This window comes from Bradyrhizobium sp. HKCCYLRH1030, from assembly GCF_051168395.1.
Classification (GTDB): Bacteria; Pseudomonadota; Alphaproteobacteria; order Rhizobiales; family Xanthobacteraceae; genus Bradyrhizobium.
On record NZ_JBNPUY010000001.1, the window covers coordinates 118,952 to 132,714 of the forward strand.

At 66.5% G+C, this 13,763-nt stretch carries 15 protein-coding genes and 1 pseudogene; 14 read left to right on the forward strand and 2 right to left on the reverse strand.

Features of this window, described 5'->3' with window-relative positions; translation table 11 throughout:
• Positions 1–12: 12 nt before the first annotated feature.
• From ACQR1E_RS00505 to ACQR1E_RS00565, 13 genes are all read left to right on the forward strand, one after another.
• Positions 13–1,251, forward strand: coding sequence for an urea ABC transporter substrate-binding protein (locus ACQR1E_RS00505; protein ID WP_434896533.1), 1,239 nt, complete (start codon positions 13–15; stop codon positions 1,249–1,251).
• A 65-nt stretch (positions 1,252–1,316) separates the two neighbouring features.
• The gene (locus ACQR1E_RS00510) at positions 1,317–2,183 is read left to right on the forward strand and encodes a branched-chain amino acid ABC transporter permease (RefSeq protein ID WP_315711674.1); all 867 of its coding nucleotides are present in this window, start codon (positions 1,317–1,319) and stop codon (positions 2,181–2,183) included.
• On the forward strand, positions 2,183–3,238 hold the full coding sequence (locus tag ACQR1E_RS00515; protein WP_316194219.1) for a branched-chain amino acid ABC transporter permease: 1,056 nt from the start codon (positions 2,183–2,185) through the stop codon (positions 3,236–3,238). Before ACQR1E_RS00510 ends, ACQR1E_RS00515 begins: the two co-directional genes overlap by 1 nt.
• 1 nt (position 3,239) lies before the next feature.
• The gene (locus ACQR1E_RS00520) at positions 3,240–3,968 is read left to right on the forward strand and encodes an ATP-binding cassette domain-containing protein (protein ID WP_434896534.1); all 729 of its coding nucleotides are present in this window, start codon (positions 3,240–3,242) and stop codon (positions 3,966–3,968) included.
• A complete protein-coding gene (locus ACQR1E_RS00525) occupies positions 3,965–4,666 on the forward strand; it encodes an ABC transporter ATP-binding protein (protein WP_434896535.1) in 702 nt (233 codons plus the stop codon). The genes ACQR1E_RS00520 and ACQR1E_RS00525 overlap by 4 nt, the downstream gene beginning before the upstream one ends.
• An 86-nt stretch (positions 4,667–4,752) precedes the next feature.
• Complete coding sequence (locus ACQR1E_RS00530) at positions 4,753–6,267, forward strand: amidase (RefSeq protein ID WP_316170157.1); 1,515 nt, start codon at positions 4,753–4,755, stop codon at positions 6,265–6,267.
• Positions 6,267–6,569, forward strand: a complete 303-nt coding sequence (locus ACQR1E_RS00535; protein WP_257164995.1) for a putative quinol monooxygenase — start codon at positions 6,267–6,269, stop codon at positions 6,567–6,569. Before ACQR1E_RS00530 ends, ACQR1E_RS00535 begins: the two co-directional genes overlap by 1 nt.
• Before the next feature lie 163 nt (positions 6,570–6,732).
• Positions 6,733–7,182 carry an urease accessory protein UreE gene (ureE, locus tag ACQR1E_RS00540; RefSeq protein WP_316170159.1) on the forward strand — a complete coding sequence of 150 codons (450 nt, stop codon included), beginning with the start codon at positions 6,733–6,735 and terminating at the stop codon, positions 7,180–7,182.
• On the forward strand, positions 7,175–7,852 hold the full coding sequence (locus tag ACQR1E_RS00545; protein ID WP_434896536.1) for an urease accessory protein UreF: 678 nt from the start codon (positions 7,175–7,177) through the stop codon (positions 7,850–7,852). Before ureE ends, ACQR1E_RS00545 begins: the two co-directional genes overlap by 8 nt.
• A gap of 16 nt (positions 7,853–7,868) precedes the next feature.
• Positions 7,869–8,567: an urease subunit beta gene (gene ureB / locus ACQR1E_RS00550; protein ID WP_434896537.1), complete on the forward strand. Its 699-nt coding sequence runs from the start codon at positions 7,869–7,871 to the stop codon at positions 8,565–8,567.
• A gap of 4 nt (positions 8,568–8,571) precedes the next feature.
• Positions 8,572–10,278 carry an urease subunit alpha gene (ureC, locus tag ACQR1E_RS00555; protein WP_434896538.1) on the forward strand — a complete coding sequence of 569 codons (1,707 nt, stop codon included), beginning with the start codon at positions 8,572–8,574 and terminating at the stop codon, positions 10,276–10,278.
• Positions 10,275–10,919 carry an urease accessory protein UreG gene (gene ureG / locus ACQR1E_RS00560; RefSeq protein WP_316172802.1) on the forward strand — a complete coding sequence of 215 codons (645 nt, stop codon included), beginning with the start codon at positions 10,275–10,277 and terminating at the stop codon, positions 10,917–10,919. The genes ureC and ureG overlap by 4 nt, the downstream gene beginning before the upstream one ends.
• Positions 10,916–11,755 carry an urease accessory protein UreD gene (locus ACQR1E_RS00565; protein WP_316165303.1) on the forward strand — a complete coding sequence of 280 codons (840 nt, stop codon included), beginning with the start codon at positions 10,916–10,918 and terminating at the stop codon, positions 11,753–11,755. Before ureG ends, ACQR1E_RS00565 begins: the two co-directional genes overlap by 4 nt.
• Here ACQR1E_RS00565 and bla read toward each other — a convergent pair.
• Entirely contained in the window at positions 11,710–12,579 is an 870-nt protein-coding gene (gene bla, locus ACQR1E_RS00570; RefSeq protein ID WP_316165305.1) for a class A beta-lactamase, read from the reverse strand. The genes ACQR1E_RS00565 and bla overlap by 46 nt on opposite strands.
• Positions 12,580–12,593: 14 nt before the next feature.
• Positions 12,594–13,385, reverse strand: coding sequence for an exodeoxyribonuclease III (xth, locus tag ACQR1E_RS00575; protein ID WP_316165306.1), 792 nt, complete (start codon positions 13,383–13,385; stop codon positions 12,594–12,596).
• Between the two features lie 72 nt (positions 13,386–13,457).
• Between xth and ACQR1E_RS00580 the strand changes: the two are divergent.
• A pseudogene (locus tag ACQR1E_RS00580) lies at positions 13,458–13,706 on the forward strand (aldo/keto reductase); the annotation flags it as partial.
• Positions 13,707–13,763: the final 57 nt, after the last annotated feature.

Here is a 13,763-nt window from a genome sequence, read left to right on the forward strand (position 1 = left end):
TGGGGACCCCTGATGACTTTTTCCCGCCGTCGTTTTCTGCAACGCTCGGCCATCGCGACGTCGACCTTGATCGCGACACCTGCGGTGTTCCGCTCAGGCGCGCTCGCGGCCGAGAACCCGATCACGGTCGGCAGCCTGCACGACCAGTCGGGCCCGATCGGCACCTCCGGCACGCCGATGGTCTACGCGCTGCAGCTCGCCGTCGATGAGATCAATGCCGCCGGCGGCCTGCTCGGACGTCCCTTGAAGGTCATCCACTACGACACCCAGTCCAACATCCAGCTGTACTCGCAATATGCCCAGCAGCTGGCGGTGAAGGACAAGGTCGACGTCGTGCACGGCGGCATCACCTCGGCCTCGCGTGAGGCGATCCGCCCGACCTTCGACCGCTTCAAGGTGCTGTACTTCTACAACACGCTGTATGAAGGCGGCGTCTGCGACCGCAACACCTTCTGCACCGGCACCACGCCGGCGCAGACGGTCGAGAAGCTGGTGCCGAGCGCGATGAAGAAGGCGGGCAAGAAGGCCTACATCATCGCGGCCGACTACAATTACGGTCAGATCACCGCGAAGTGGATGACCAAGTACTGCAAGGACAATGGCGGCGAGATTCTCTCGACCGACTTCTTCCCGCTCGACGTGACCAATTTCGGCTCGACCATCTCGAAGATCCAGGCGGCCAAGCCCGACCTCATCCTGTCGGCGCTGGTCGGCGGCAACCACACCGCGTTCTACCGGCAGTGGACCGCCGCCGGCATGAAATCGAAGATCCCGATCGCCTCGACCACCTTTGGCCTCGTCAACGAGCCCTCGACGCTGGACGCGGCGGAAAGCGATGGGGTCATTGGCGCCTACGGCTATTTCGAGGAGCTGACCACGCCGACCTCGAAGAGCTTCGTCGAGAAGATCAAGAAGGCGCATCCGGATTCGCCTTACATCAGCGAGCTCGCCTCGTGCACCTATGAAGGCGTGATGCTGTGGGCCGAGGGCGTCAAGAAGGCCGGCAGCATCGACCGCATGAAGGTGATCGAGGCGCTCGAAAGCGGCCTCGTCTTCGACGGCCCCAGCGGCAAGGTCTCGCTGGACAAGCCGACCCATCACACCGTCCGCAACGCGTTCCTGGCCGAGGTCAAGGATCGCAAATGGTCGGTGCTGGAGACCTACACCGACGCCAAGCCGGCGGACACCGCGAGTGTCTGCGACCTCGTCAAGAACCCCACCGACACCAAGCAGTACATCATCAATCTCTGACGCCTGCCGGGTCCCGCCATCCGGCGGGGCCCGGTGTCCCTGGACTGCCCTGAAAGACCTGACGCATGGCGATCTACGTCATCCTCGCGCTCGACGTCCTCAATGGAATCTCGTCGCTGTTCCTGCTCTGCCTGGGACTGGCGATCATCTTCGGCATGATGAAGATCATCAATCTCGCCCATGGCGAATTCATCATGCTCGGCGCCTATGCGACCGTCATTTCCGCCAATGCCGGTGTGAACATCTGGATCGCGATGCTGATCATCGCGCCGCTGTTCGTCGGCATCGTGGGGCTCGTGATCGAGCGCTGCCTGATTCGCTTCCTCTATGGCCGCCTGGTCGATTCGATGCTCGCGACCTGGGGCCTCAGCCTCCTGATCATCGGGATCATCACGACGATCTATGGCAACACCCAGCAGGGCGTGCCGACGCCGCTCGGCGGCTTTTCGATTGGCTCGTATCAGTCGAGCTACTACACGCTGTTCCTTGCCTTGATGGCGGCCGTCATGATGGCGATCATCTACGGCGTGATGCGCTACACCCGTTTCGGCCTGGTCGCCCGCGCCACGATGCAGAATCCGGCGATGGCGGCGACGCTCGGCGTCAACCCGGCCCGGGTCTACATGAGCACCTTCGCGCTCGGTGCGGCCGTGACCGGCCTCGCCGGCGGCCTGCTGGCGCCGGTGTCCGGCATCACCCCCGTGATGGGCGGCGCCTATGTCGCGAAGGCGTTCATGACCGTGGTCGGCGGCGGCGCCGCGATCCTCTCCGGCACGCTCTCGGCCGCGAGCCTGTTCGGCTCGGTCAACCAGATCGGCGCCTATTTCACCACGCCCGTCTATGGCGAGGTGATCGTCTTCACCACCGCGATTGTGCTGATCCGCTTGCTGCCGCAGGGCATCTCCGGGCGCTTCTTCAAGGGAAACCTGTGATGGACAAGCACCTCCGTCTTTCCGGCCAGGTGGGCGCGATCGTCCTTGCCATCGTAGCGATTGCGATCGTGCCGAGCGTGATCGAGCTGTTCGCGCTGATGCAGCTGACGCTGTTCGCTGCAATGGCGGTGCTGGCGCTCAGCCTCGCCTTCATCTGGGGCTTCGGCGGCATCCTGTCGTTCGGACAGACCGCGTTCTTCGGGCTCGGCGGCTATGCCTATGCGATCGCGGCCATCAATTTCCAGGACTCGACGCCTGCGATCCTGGTGGCCATCGCGGTCCCGGCGACGTTCGCGGCGATCCTCGGCTATTTCATCTTCTTCGGCCGCATCTCCGACGTCTATCTCGGCGTCATCACGCTCACGGTGACCCTGATCCTGTTCAACTCGGTCAACTCGACCTCGGGCGATGCGTACAAGATCGGCAAGGCGCTGCTCGGCGGCTTCAATGGCATGCCGGCGGTGCCGACCTTCAACATGCCGTTCGATCCCTCGACCGTGCTGTCGCCCGAGCAGTCGTGGTGGACCACGGCCTATGTGCTGCTCGGCGTGTTCCTGCTGCTGCGTCTGCTGCTGGCGTTGCCGGCCGGGCGCATCATCGTCGCGGTGCGCGAGAACGAGGTGCGGGCCTCGCTGCTCGGCTACGACCCGCGGCTGGTGAAGTGCCTGACCTTCATTCTCGGCGGTGCGATCGCCGGGCTTGCCGGCGCGCTCTACGTCAACTGGGGCGCCTTCGTCAGCCCGACCATCTTCAGCCTTTCGCTGTCGGCGGAGATCATCATCTGGATCACGGTCGGCGGGCTCGGCACCTTGTTGGGGCCGATCATCGGCTGCGTCGTCATCGAATACATCGTCGCCTATATCGGCTCGCAGCAGCTGTTGAACTCCAACCTCGTGCTCGGCGGCGTGCTGGTGATCTTCGTGCTGCTGCTGCCGAAGGGCATGGTGCCGACCGCCCGCGATCTCGTGATGCGGCTGATGCCGGCCTCCAAGCCGAAAGCCAATGGTCCACCGGTGCAATCCGCTGCGGCGCCGCATCCTGCAGGAGCCGAATGACATGGCAGACCTCGTTCCTCTGCTCAAGGCCGAGCACCTGACGATGCGCTTCGGCGGCGTCGTCGCCAATGACGACATCACCTTCACCCTGCAGGAGATGGAGTTGCGCTGCCTGATCGGCCCGAACGGCGCCGGCAAGAGCACGTTCTTCAAGACGCTGACGGGACAACTGGTGCCAACGTCGGGCAGCATCGCGTTCCGCGGCATGCCGATCGCCGGCAAGCTGTCGCACGAGATCGCGCGCATGGGCATCGGCATCAAGACCCAGGTCCCGAACGTATTCAACGGCCTCTCGGTGCGCGAGAACATCTGGATGGCGGTGCGCCGCAAGGCGACCCCGCGCCAGCAGGGCCCGGCGGTCAATGCCGTGCTCGAGATGATCCGGCTGACCGACTACGCCGACAGCATCGTCGCGACGCTGTCGCACGGCCAGCGCCAATGGGTCGAGATCGGCATGGTGCTCGCCGCCGAGCCCGAGCTGATCCTGCTCGACGAGCCCGCCGCGGGGATGACCGACGAGGAGACCTTCCACACCGCTGCGATCATCCGCGAGATCAACCAGACCCGTGCGATCGTGGTCGTCGAGCACGACATGGAGTTCATCAAGCAGATCGCCAAGCGCGTGACGGTGTTCCACCAGGGCCGCGTGCTGGTCGAGGACACGGTGGAAAAGGTGCTCGCCGACCAGCGCGTCCGCGACGTCTATCTCGGCAAGAAGGTGGCGGCATGAGTGCGCTTCTCGAAGTCAACGGGCTCAAGTCCGGCTATGGCCGGATCCCGATCCTGTTCGGCGTCGACCTGACGGTCGCCGACGGCGAATATCTCGGCATCCTCGGCCATAACGGCATGGGCAAGACCACGGCGCTGCGCACCTTGATGGGACACCTGCCGACCACCGACGGCTCGGTGGTGTTCGCCGGCAAGACCATCACGCATCTGAAGCCGCACGAGCGCTCGCGGCTCGGCGTCGGCCTGGTGCCGCAGGGCCGGGAGATCTTTCCGGACCTTTCGGTCATGGAAAATCTGCGCATGGGGCTCGCCGCGGCTCCCAAGGAGGACCGTAGCGTCATCGATGCCGTGCTGCAGGATTTTCCGCGGCTGGTCCGCCTGCTCGACCGCCGCGGCGGCGCGCTGTCCGGCGGCGAGCAGCAATTGCTGGCGCTGGCACGCTGCCTGTGCACCAAGCCGAAGCTGATCCTGTTGGACGAACCGACCGAAGGCATCCAGCCGTCGATCATCGAGGAGATCATCGAGACGCTGCTGGCGTTGAAGTCGCGCTGGAAGATGTCTTTGATCGTGGTCGAGCAGAACCTCGAATTCATCACGTCGTTATCGGACCGCATCCTGCACATCCAGAAGGGGCGTATCACCGAGGAACTCGACCGTGAGACTCTCCTGGCCCGGGAAGGTCAGATGGTCCCGAGCTAGAGCCCGTACCGGCGCAGCTGCGCCGGCCCCTTGAACTAACAATCTGCTGTCTCTGCCCAGCTTGTCCTCACAAGAAAGGATGACTCATGTCCATCAAACGCCCGAATGCCGAGGAAGTCGCCGATCTCGCCGCCAGCCTGCACATGAACATGACGGTCGAGGAGGCCGCCGAATATCTGTCGCTGATGGGCGGCATGTTCGACCAGTACGATATCATCGATGAGCTGCCGAACCCGCTGCCGCCTGTCAAATATCCGCGCACGCCGGGCGCCAAGCCGATGCCGAAGGAGAACAAGTACAACGCCTGGGCGATCAAGACCGAGGTCAAGGGCGCAGCGGGCGGCAAGCTCGCCGGCCGTAGCGTCGTGCTGAAGGACAACGTCGCGCTCGCCGGCGTTCCCATGATGAACGGCTCGACCACGCTCGAAGGTTTCATTCCCGCCGCCGACGCCACCATCGTCTCGCGCATCCTCGATGCCGGCGGCACCATCGTCGGCAAGGCGGTGTGCGAGCACTTCTGCCTGTCCGGCGGCAGCCACACCTCCGATCCCGCGCCGGTGCACAATCCCTGGAAGATGGGCTATTCGGCGGGCGGCTCGTCCTCGGGAAGCGCCGCGCTGGTGGCGGCCGGCGAGGTCGACATGGCGATCGGTGGCGACCAGGGCGGCTCGATCCGCATCCCTGCGTCCTATTGCGGCATCTACGGCATGAAAGCCACCCACGGCCTCGTGCCCTACACCGGCGTGATGCCGATCGAATCGACGATCGACCACACCGGACCGATGACCAAGTCGGTCGCCGACAATGCGCTGCTGCTCGAAGTGCTGGCCGGCGCCGACGGTCTCGATCCCCGGCAATATGCGCCGAAGGTCTCGGCCTACACCGAGGCGCTCGGCAAGGGCGTCAAGGGTCTCAAGATCGGCGTGCTCAAGGAAGGCTTCAGCGCGCCCAACATGGAAGAGGGCGTGGTCGCCAAGGTCAAGGCTGGCGCGGAGCGCTTCGCCAAGATGGGCGCGAGCGTGTCGGAAGTCTCGATCCCCGAACACATGCATGCGCTGGCGGCGTGGAATCCGATCACGCTCGAAGGCTTCCTGGTGCAGATGATGCTCGGCAACGGCATGGGGTTCAACTGGAAGGGCCTTTACGATGTCGGTCTGCTCGATGCGCATTCCGGCTGGCGCACGCGCGCCGACGATCTGTCGGTGACGTTGAAGCTGACCATGCTGGTCGGGCAGTGGGGCCTCGAGCACTATCGTGGCCGCTACTACGCCAAGTCGCGCAACATCGCGATTCAGGCCAAGGCGGCCTATGATGCCATGTTCGGCTCCTACGACCTGCTGCTGATGCCGACCCTGCCGTGCGTCGCCACGCCGATCCCGGCCAAGGATGCGCCGCTCGCCGAGGTGGTGCAGCGCGCCTTCGAGATGACCGCGACGACCAGCCCGTTCGACGTGACAGGCCATCCGGCGATGACCCTGCCGTGCGGCCTCTCGGACGGCCTGCCGGTCGGCCTGATGCTGATCGGCAAGGACTACGCCGAATCCACCATCTACCAGGCGGCGGCGGCGTTCGAGGCCGACGGCGACTGGAAGACCTTCTGATGATCACCATCACCGCGGTCATCAGGGCCAAGGCGGGACACGAGGCCACGATGCGCGACGCCCTCGTCGCCGTCGCGGCTCATGTCGCGGCCAACGAGCCGGAGACGATCGGGTTCTTCATCTCGCAGAGTGAGACCGAGCCCGGTCTGTTCACGACCTACGAGCGCTTCGCCGACAAGGCCGCGATGGACCGCCACAACGGCTCCGCCGCGGTGGCGACATTCTTCGGCATCGCCAAGCCGATCCTCGACGGCGAGGTCATTCTCGTGACGTCGCAGGAGGTGTCGGCGACGCTGCGGTAGTGCGCTGGGAGGTACCAACCGTCTCCACAGTGATTCCGGGGCGATGCGACAGCATCGAACTATGGTGCGCAATTGCGCACCTGAGAATCTCGAGATCCGGGTTCAGCCCTGGCGGGCTGCCCCGGAATGACAGTGATGACGTCAACCAGAGGAAATCACGCCGATGCTCCGTTTGCACGGCATCATAGGACGCGCCGACGACAGGGCCTATGCCGGCCGGCTCCATGCGCTGGAGCATCGCGGCGGCATCGAGCTGTTGTTCGTGCCGCCGGAGGACGCCGGCCGCAGGCGCTTCCGGCTGACCACCGATCGCGGCACCGACTGCGCCGTCAGCCTCGATCGCGACGAACAGCTCGTCGACGGTGCGCTGCTGCATCTCGATTCCGATCGCGCGATCATCGCCCGCTTCGGTGAGGAGCAGGTCTGGCACCTGCGCGCGCGCGATCCGGCCTGTGCGCTGAAGCTCGGCTGGCACGCCGGCAACCTGCACTGGCGCGTCCGCTTCGAAGACGATCATCTGATCGTGCTGCTCGATGCCCCGCTCGACACCTATCGCGCCCGCATCCAGCCGCTGCTCGATGCCGGCGAGGTCGTGGAGCGCGATCATGTTTGACCGCGGCGAGGCGCTCGCGCTGCTGCAGCTCGGCGACAGTGCCTTTCCCGCCGGCGGCTTTGCGTTCTCCTGGGGCGTCGAAGGCCTCGCGGCCGACGGCCTGCTGTCCGGTCGCGCCGACCTCGACGGCGTTATTGCCGATCACCTCGCGCAGCGCTGGGCCAGCACGGATCGCATCCTGCTCCGCCGCGCCTGGCACGCCGACGACATTGCCGCGATCGCCGCCGTGGATCGCCTCGCCGAGGCGACGACGCCGTCGGCCGAGATGCGCGAGGGCTCGCGGCGCGCGGGCAGGGCGCTGCTCGGCGTCTGGGTCAAGCTCGCCGGTCCGTTGTCTCAGGCGTACCGTGCCCGCGTTTCTGCCGATGCGCGGCTCGGACATCTGCCGGTGGTACAAGCCATCACCGGCCGCGATGCCGGCCTTGGCCTCGACGCGGCCGAACTGGTCTCCGGCTGGACCCTCGTCGCCGGCCTCGTCAGCGCCGCCGTGCGGCTCGGCCTGATCGGCCACATCGAGTCGCAGCGCAGCCTCGCGCTTGCCCGCGCACGGCTCGCTGATCTGCTCGACGAGACACCCGCCGACGACGCGATGCCGTCGAGCTTCACGCCCTTCATCGACATCGCCGTGTCGCGCGGTCCGCTGCGGCACGTGCGCATGTTCACGACCTGACCAGAGGTGCCGCGCCATGATGAACCTGTCGCCGACCGAGATGGATCGTCTCGTGATCTTCAACGCCGCGCAGATGGCGCGGCGCAACCGCTTGCTCGGCATCAGGCTCAGCCATCCGGAGGCGGTGGCCTACATCACCGACGAAGTGATGACCGCGGCACGCCGCAATCTGCCCTATGCCGAGATCCGCGACATGGCGGGACGGCTGCTCACCACCGACGACGTCGAGCCCGGCGTCGCCCAGATGATCCCGATGCTCTACGTCGAGCTGATGTTCGCCGAGGGCACCAAGGTGATGGCGCTGTTCGAGCCGATCCAGCCGGCGGAGGGCGCCGTCGCCGACGACATCGTGCCCGGCGAGATCATCGAAGGCCCTGGCGACATCGAGATGTTCACCGCGTTGCCGGCCGTCACCATCGACGTCGTCAACACCGGGGACCGGGACATCCAGGTGCGCAGCCATACGCATTTCTTCGAGGTCAACCGCGCGCTGTTGTTCGATCGCGCCGCCGCCTGGGGCATGAAGATCGATCGTCCGGCGGGGCTCGGCGTCCGCTTCGAGCCGGGGGTCACCAAGTCGGTGCGGCTGGTGCCGATCGAGGGCGACCGGATCGTGCGCGGCCAGGCCGGGCTCGTCAACGGCCCGCTCGATGCGGCGGGCGCGCGCGACGAGGCGCTGAAACTCGCGCAGTCGCGCGGCTATCTGGGAGCCTGAGATCATGGCCACGCTGACCCGCCGCGCCTATGCCGAGCTGTATGGCCCCACCAAGGGCGATCTCATCCGGCTCGCCGACACCAGCCTGCTCGCCGAGATCGAGCACGACTACACCACCTACGGTCATGAGCTGCTGGTCGGCGCCGGCAAGAATTTGCGTGACGGCGAGGCCGTCGCAGCGCACCGCACCTCCCAGCACAAGGCCCTCGACGTCGTCATCAAGAACGCCACCATCGTCGACGCCGTCGCCGGCATCGTGAAGGCCGACATCGGCATCCGCGACGGCCGCATCGTCGGCATCGGCAAGGCTGGCAATCCCGACGTCATGCCGGGCGTGCATCCGGACATGGTTGTGGGCCACACCACAGCGCCGATCGCCGGCGGGCCTTTCATCGTCACGTCAGGCGCGATCGAAAGCCACGCCCATCTGATCTCGCCGGAGCAGTCGGATCACGCGCTGGCCGGCGGCACCACGACCATGATCGGCAACGGCTCGGGGCCGGTGTTCGATGTCGGCTCGGGCTCGGGGCCGAATTTTGGGCACTTCCTGAAATCGATCGAGTTCTCGCCGCTGAACTACGCGTTGTTCGGCCGCGGCGGCTCCAACCCCGAAGCTGTCGAGGAGGCGGTTGCGGCCGGCGGCATGTCCGTCAAGATCCACGAGGACTTTGGCGCCGCGCCCGACGTGATCGACAAGAGCCTGATCGCCGCCGACCGCAACGATTTCGCGGTGCATCTGCACACCGACTCGATCAACGAATACGGCTTCTGCGAGGACACGATGGCGGCGGTCGACGGCCGCACCATCCACATGTATCACGTCGAGGGCGCCGGAGGCGGCCATGCACCCGACCTGCTCAAAGTAGTGTCCTGGCCGAACGTGATCCCGTCCTCCACCAATCCGACCAATCCCTACACCTCCTACGGCATGGAGGAGGGCGTGCCGATGACGATGATCTGTCATCAGCTCAACTACAACGCGCCCGAAGACGTCATGTTCGGCGAGGCGCGGGTGCGGGCGCAGTCGATGGCGGCCGAGGATTTCCTGCACGACATGGGCGCGATCTCGATCTTCGGCACGGACACGCAAGGCATGGGACGTCTCGCCGAGAACGTCGCCAAATGCTGGCAGCTCGCCAGCGTGATGAAGGACCGCGTCGGCCGGCTGCCGGAGGAGACGACCGCGCGCGCCGACAATGAGCGCATCAAGCGCTACGTCGCCAAGCTCACCATCAATCCCGCTGTTGCCGTCGGCATCGATCATGTCGTCGGCTCCATCGAGGTCGGCAAGATGGCCGATCTCGTGCTGTGGCCGCGCGCCTCGTTCGGCCTCAAGCCCTACATGGTGATCAAGAACGGCTTCCCGGTGTGGGCCGCGATGGGCGACGGCAATGGCAGTCTGGGTCTCTCCGAGCCGATGATCCAGAAGCGGATGTGGGGCGCGCTCGGCGCAGCGCCACAGCGGCTCGGCGTCAACTTCATGTCGAAGCTCGCGGTCGACGCCGGCATCCGCGCTAAGCTTGGGCTCGGCCGTGAGACCGTGCAGATCAAGAACGTGCGCCGGCTGCGCAAGACCGACATGGTCCGCAACGCGGCGATGCCGCATGTCGAGGTCGATCCGCAGACCTTCGAGGTCCGCGCCGACGGCAAGCTGCTGATGTGCCCGCCCGCGACGACCGTGCCGCTCGCGAGGAGGTTCATGCTGCGATGAGCCGTCTCGCTCTCACCCGCACCGATGCGCCGATGACCGCCGCGCGCGTCGGCATCGGCGGTCCGGTGGGCTCCGGCAAGACCGCTCTGGTCGAGCGCCTGATCCCGGCGCTGCAGGCGCGCGGCATCGACATCGCGGTCATCACCAACGATCTCGTCACCGCCGAGGATGCCGAGCGCGTCCGCCGCTCGGGATTGATCGACCCGGCGCGCGTGTCGGCGGTCGAAGCCGGCGCCTGTCCGCACACCGTGATCCGCGAGGACCCGACGCTCAACATCGAGGCCGCCGACGAATTGGAGCGGCGCTTTCCCGGCGTCGAGCTGATCCTGCTGGAGAGCGGCGGCGACAATCTCGCCTCGACCTTCTCGCGCGACCTCACCGATTTCTGGATGTTCGTGATCGACGTCGCCGGCGGCGACGACATCCCGCGCAAGCGCGGCCCCGGCGTGATCCGCGCCGATCTGCTCGTCATCAACAAGGTCGATCTCGCCCCGCATGTCAGCGTAGATCTCGATCGCATGGAGCGCGAAGCGGCCGAGGTGCGCGGCGGCCGTCCGGTGCTCTTGACCAACTGCCGACGCGGCGAGGGTATTGATGCGATCGTCGATCTGCTCGAGCGCGAGGTGCTGTTCCGCACGTGAGCGCTTCAGCCCCAGAGCCGCCGCGGCTCGATCTCTCCTTCGTTCGCCGCGGCGGCCGCACGGTGATCGACCGCCGGCTGTTCGCGTGGCCGTTCGTGCTGACACGCAGCTTTCACACCGATGCCGAGCGGCCGGACCTGCTCAGCGTGATCCTGCAGACCGGCAGTGGCGCGGTGCATGGCGAGGACCGGTTGACGCAGCGCTTCACGCTCCATGCGGGTGCAGCCGTTTGCGTGACCACGCAGGGCGCCACCTCAGTCCATCGCGCCGAGCCGGGCGCACGTGCCATGGAGCAGGTGCTGCTCCGGGTCGAGACCGGCGCCAGGCTCGATTATCGGCCGGAGCCGCGTATTCTGTTTCCCGGGGCTGCCTTGTGCCAGGTGCTCGAACTGCACTGCGCCGCCGATGCTTTGGCCCTCGTGACCGACGCCTTCACGATGCATGACCCGGTCGGGCAGGGGCGCTTGTTCCGCGAGCTCGACTCCGCGCTCGTCGTGCGCCGGACGGGCGAGGCGCCGCTCCTCATCGACCGCATGCAGCTGCGCGATCCTGATGTCGCCGTCTTCAACGGTCATCGCGCATTCGGCTCGGCCGTGCTGATGCTGCCGCTGACGAACGATCTCACCGCGCTCCGCCAGCGTCTCGCCGATGCGCTGTCCTGCATCGACGGCCTCTACGCCGCGGCAAGCCTGCTGCCGGAGAGCGCCGGTCTCGGCGTGCGCCTCGCGGGCCGCCAGATGCGCCAGCTGCGCACCGGATTCGACGCGATCGCCGCGATCTATCGCGAGGCTCAGGCCCCGAGCGCGCCGGCGACGGCTCGGCCGACCGCTGCGTGAACCGCGTTGCGCTTGTCGTCGCTGGCCTTGGTTTCGGTGAGATAGCTGCTCACGACGACCGGCGCGCGCCCTGTCGGCCAGATCACAGCGACATCGTTGCTGCTGCCGCGCTCGCCCGCGCCGGTCTTGTCGCCGATGCGCCATTCGCCGGGCAGGCCGGCGCGCAGCTTGGCGCCACCGGTCTTGCAGGCGATCAGCCAGGCCGTCAGCTGATCGCGGGAGGCCGGCGACAGCCCATTACCGGTTGTCAGCTTCGCCAGGGTCTGGGCCATTGCCGCTGGTGTGGTCGTGTCCCTCGGATCTCCCGGCACGCTTTCATTGAGCTCGGGCTCGATGCGGTCGAGCCGGGTGATGGCGTCGCCGAAGCCGCGGATCGCACGGGTCAGGCCGGACGGGCCGCCGAGCGTCGCCAGCAGCAGGTTGGCCGCGGTGTTGTCGCTGAGCGTCACCGCGGCGTCACACAGCTCACCAACCGAGAGGCCGGACGTGCCGACATAGGCCTTGGTCACCGGTGCGTAGGACAGGATGTCGGCTTGCGCGATCGGAATGCGCCGCGCCAGCTGCTCGGTGCCGACATCGACCTTGGCGAGAATGGCCGCCGCCAGCAGCGCCTTGAAGGTGCTGCACATCGGGAACCGCTCGTCGAGCCGATGGCCGCCGAGCGCGCCGGTCGCGGTGTCCAGCAGCGCCACGCCGAGTCGCCCGCCGCTGTCGACTTCGATGCCGGCGATGGTGGCCTGCAGGTCGGCGGCAAGCACCGGCTTCGCCGCCAGCAGCGGCACGATTGCGAGCGGAAACAATTGCCGCCGTGTGCAGATCGTCATGGACCGTCCTCGAGTTACGTCGTCTCGAGATCGAAGTCGGCCCACACCGGCACGTGATCCGACGGCTTCTCCCAGGCCCTGACATAGCTGTCGATGCCGACCTCGACCAGCCGGTCGCTGGCCTGCGGCGACAACAGCAGGTGATCGATCCGGATCCCCGCGTTCTTCTGCCAGGCGCCGGCCTGATAGTCCCAGAACGTGTACTGCCCCGGCGCATCGGTGACGGCGCGCAGCGCGTCGGTGAGCCCGAGGCCGAGCAGCGACTGGAAGCTCTCGCGCGTCTCCGGGCGAAACAGCGCGTCCTCGACCCAGGCCTCGGGGTTGGAGACGTCGGCGGCAGCGGGGATCACGTTGAAGTCACCTGCGAGGATCAGCGGCTCCTCGGTCTTCAGCCGCTCACGCGCGTAGTCACGAAGCCGCGACATCCATTTGAGCTTGTAGGGATATTTTTCCGTGTTCGGCGGGTTGCCGTTGGGCAGGTAGAGGCAGGCGATGCGCACCACCCCGCTCTTGAGGCTGACCACGCCCTCCAGGAACCGCGCATGCACGTCCTCGGCATCGCCGTCGAGCCCGGACTTGGTTTCGTCGAACGGCAGCTTCGACAACAGCGCGACGCCGTTGAAGGTCTTCTGGCCGTGCGTCACCACGTTGTAGCCGAGCGCCTCGATCTCGAGCCTTGGGAATGCGTCGTCCGTGCACTTGATCTCCTGCAGGCAGACGATGTCCGGGGAGCATTCCTTGAGCCAGGTCAGGAGGTGATCGATCCGCTGCCGGACCGAATTGACGTTCCAAGTGGCGATACGCATTGGCTTGAGGTTCCCGGGGGGAAGGAGAAACGGCCCCGGTTAGATCAAGCCGCGACCACTCCGGTCAAGGCGGATGGCGTGGGAATCACAGGCGGGCGCAACATTCCACGGGTGGCGCTGAACTGGCTGCTGCAGCGCCCGACGGTCGCGACCATCATCGTCGGCGCCCGCAACGAGAGCCAGCTGATCGAGAATATCGGCGCGGTCGGCTGGAGCCTGACGGCGGAGCAGGTGGCCACGCTCGACGCCGCGAGCGACACGCCGGCGGCCTCTCCGGTCCGGCATCAGCGCGGCTTCCCGATGCTGAACGAGCGTCGCTAGTCCAGCACGAGCGGAACTGCTGTGGATCATCAGCCTCAGGCCTCGTGCCTGCAGTGC

Coding starts and splice junctions, on each gene's coding strand:
- ACQR1E_RS00505 (WP_434896533.1), top strand. CDS start 13: ATGACTTTTTCCCGCCGTCGTTTTCTGCAACGCTCGGCCATCGCGACG.
- ACQR1E_RS00510 (WP_315711674.1), top strand. CDS start 1,317: ATGGCGATCTACGTCATCCTCGCGCTCGACGTCCTCAATGGAATCTCG.
- ACQR1E_RS00515 (WP_316194219.1), top strand. CDS start 2,183: ATGGACAAGCACCTCCGTCTTTCCGGCCAGGTGGGCGCGATCGTCCTT.
- ACQR1E_RS00520 (WP_434896534.1), top strand. CDS start 3,240: ATGGCAGACCTCGTTCCTCTGCTCAAGGCCGAGCACCTGACGATGCGC.
- ACQR1E_RS00525 (WP_434896535.1), top strand. CDS start 3,965: ATGAGTGCGCTTCTCGAAGTCAACGGGCTCAAGTCCGGCTATGGCCGG.
- ACQR1E_RS00530 (WP_316170157.1), top strand. CDS start 4,753: ATGTCCATCAAACGCCCGAATGCCGAGGAAGTCGCCGATCTCGCCGCC.
- ACQR1E_RS00535 (WP_257164995.1), top strand. CDS start 6,267: ATGATCACCATCACCGCGGTCATCAGGGCCAAGGCGGGACACGAGGCC.
- ureE (WP_316170159.1), top strand. CDS start 6,733: ATGCTCCGTTTGCACGGCATCATAGGACGCGCCGACGACAGGGCCTAT.
- ACQR1E_RS00545 (WP_434896536.1), top strand. CDS start 7,175: ATGTTTGACCGCGGCGAGGCGCTCGCGCTGCTGCAGCTCGGCGACAGT.
- ureB (WP_434896537.1), top strand. CDS start 7,869: ATGATGAACCTGTCGCCGACCGAGATGGATCGTCTCGTGATCTTCAAC.
- ureC (WP_434896538.1), top strand. CDS start 8,572: ATGGCCACGCTGACCCGCCGCGCCTATGCCGAGCTGTATGGCCCCACC.
- ureG (WP_316172802.1), top strand. CDS start 10,275: ATGAGCCGTCTCGCTCTCACCCGCACCGATGCGCCGATGACCGCCGCG.
- bla (WP_316165305.1), bottom strand. CDS start 12,579: ATGACGATCTGCACACGGCGGCAATTGTTTCCGCTCGCAATCGTGCCG.
- xth (WP_316165306.1), bottom strand. CDS start 13,385: ATGCGTATCGCCACTTGGAACGTCAATTCGGTCCGGCAGCGGATCGAT.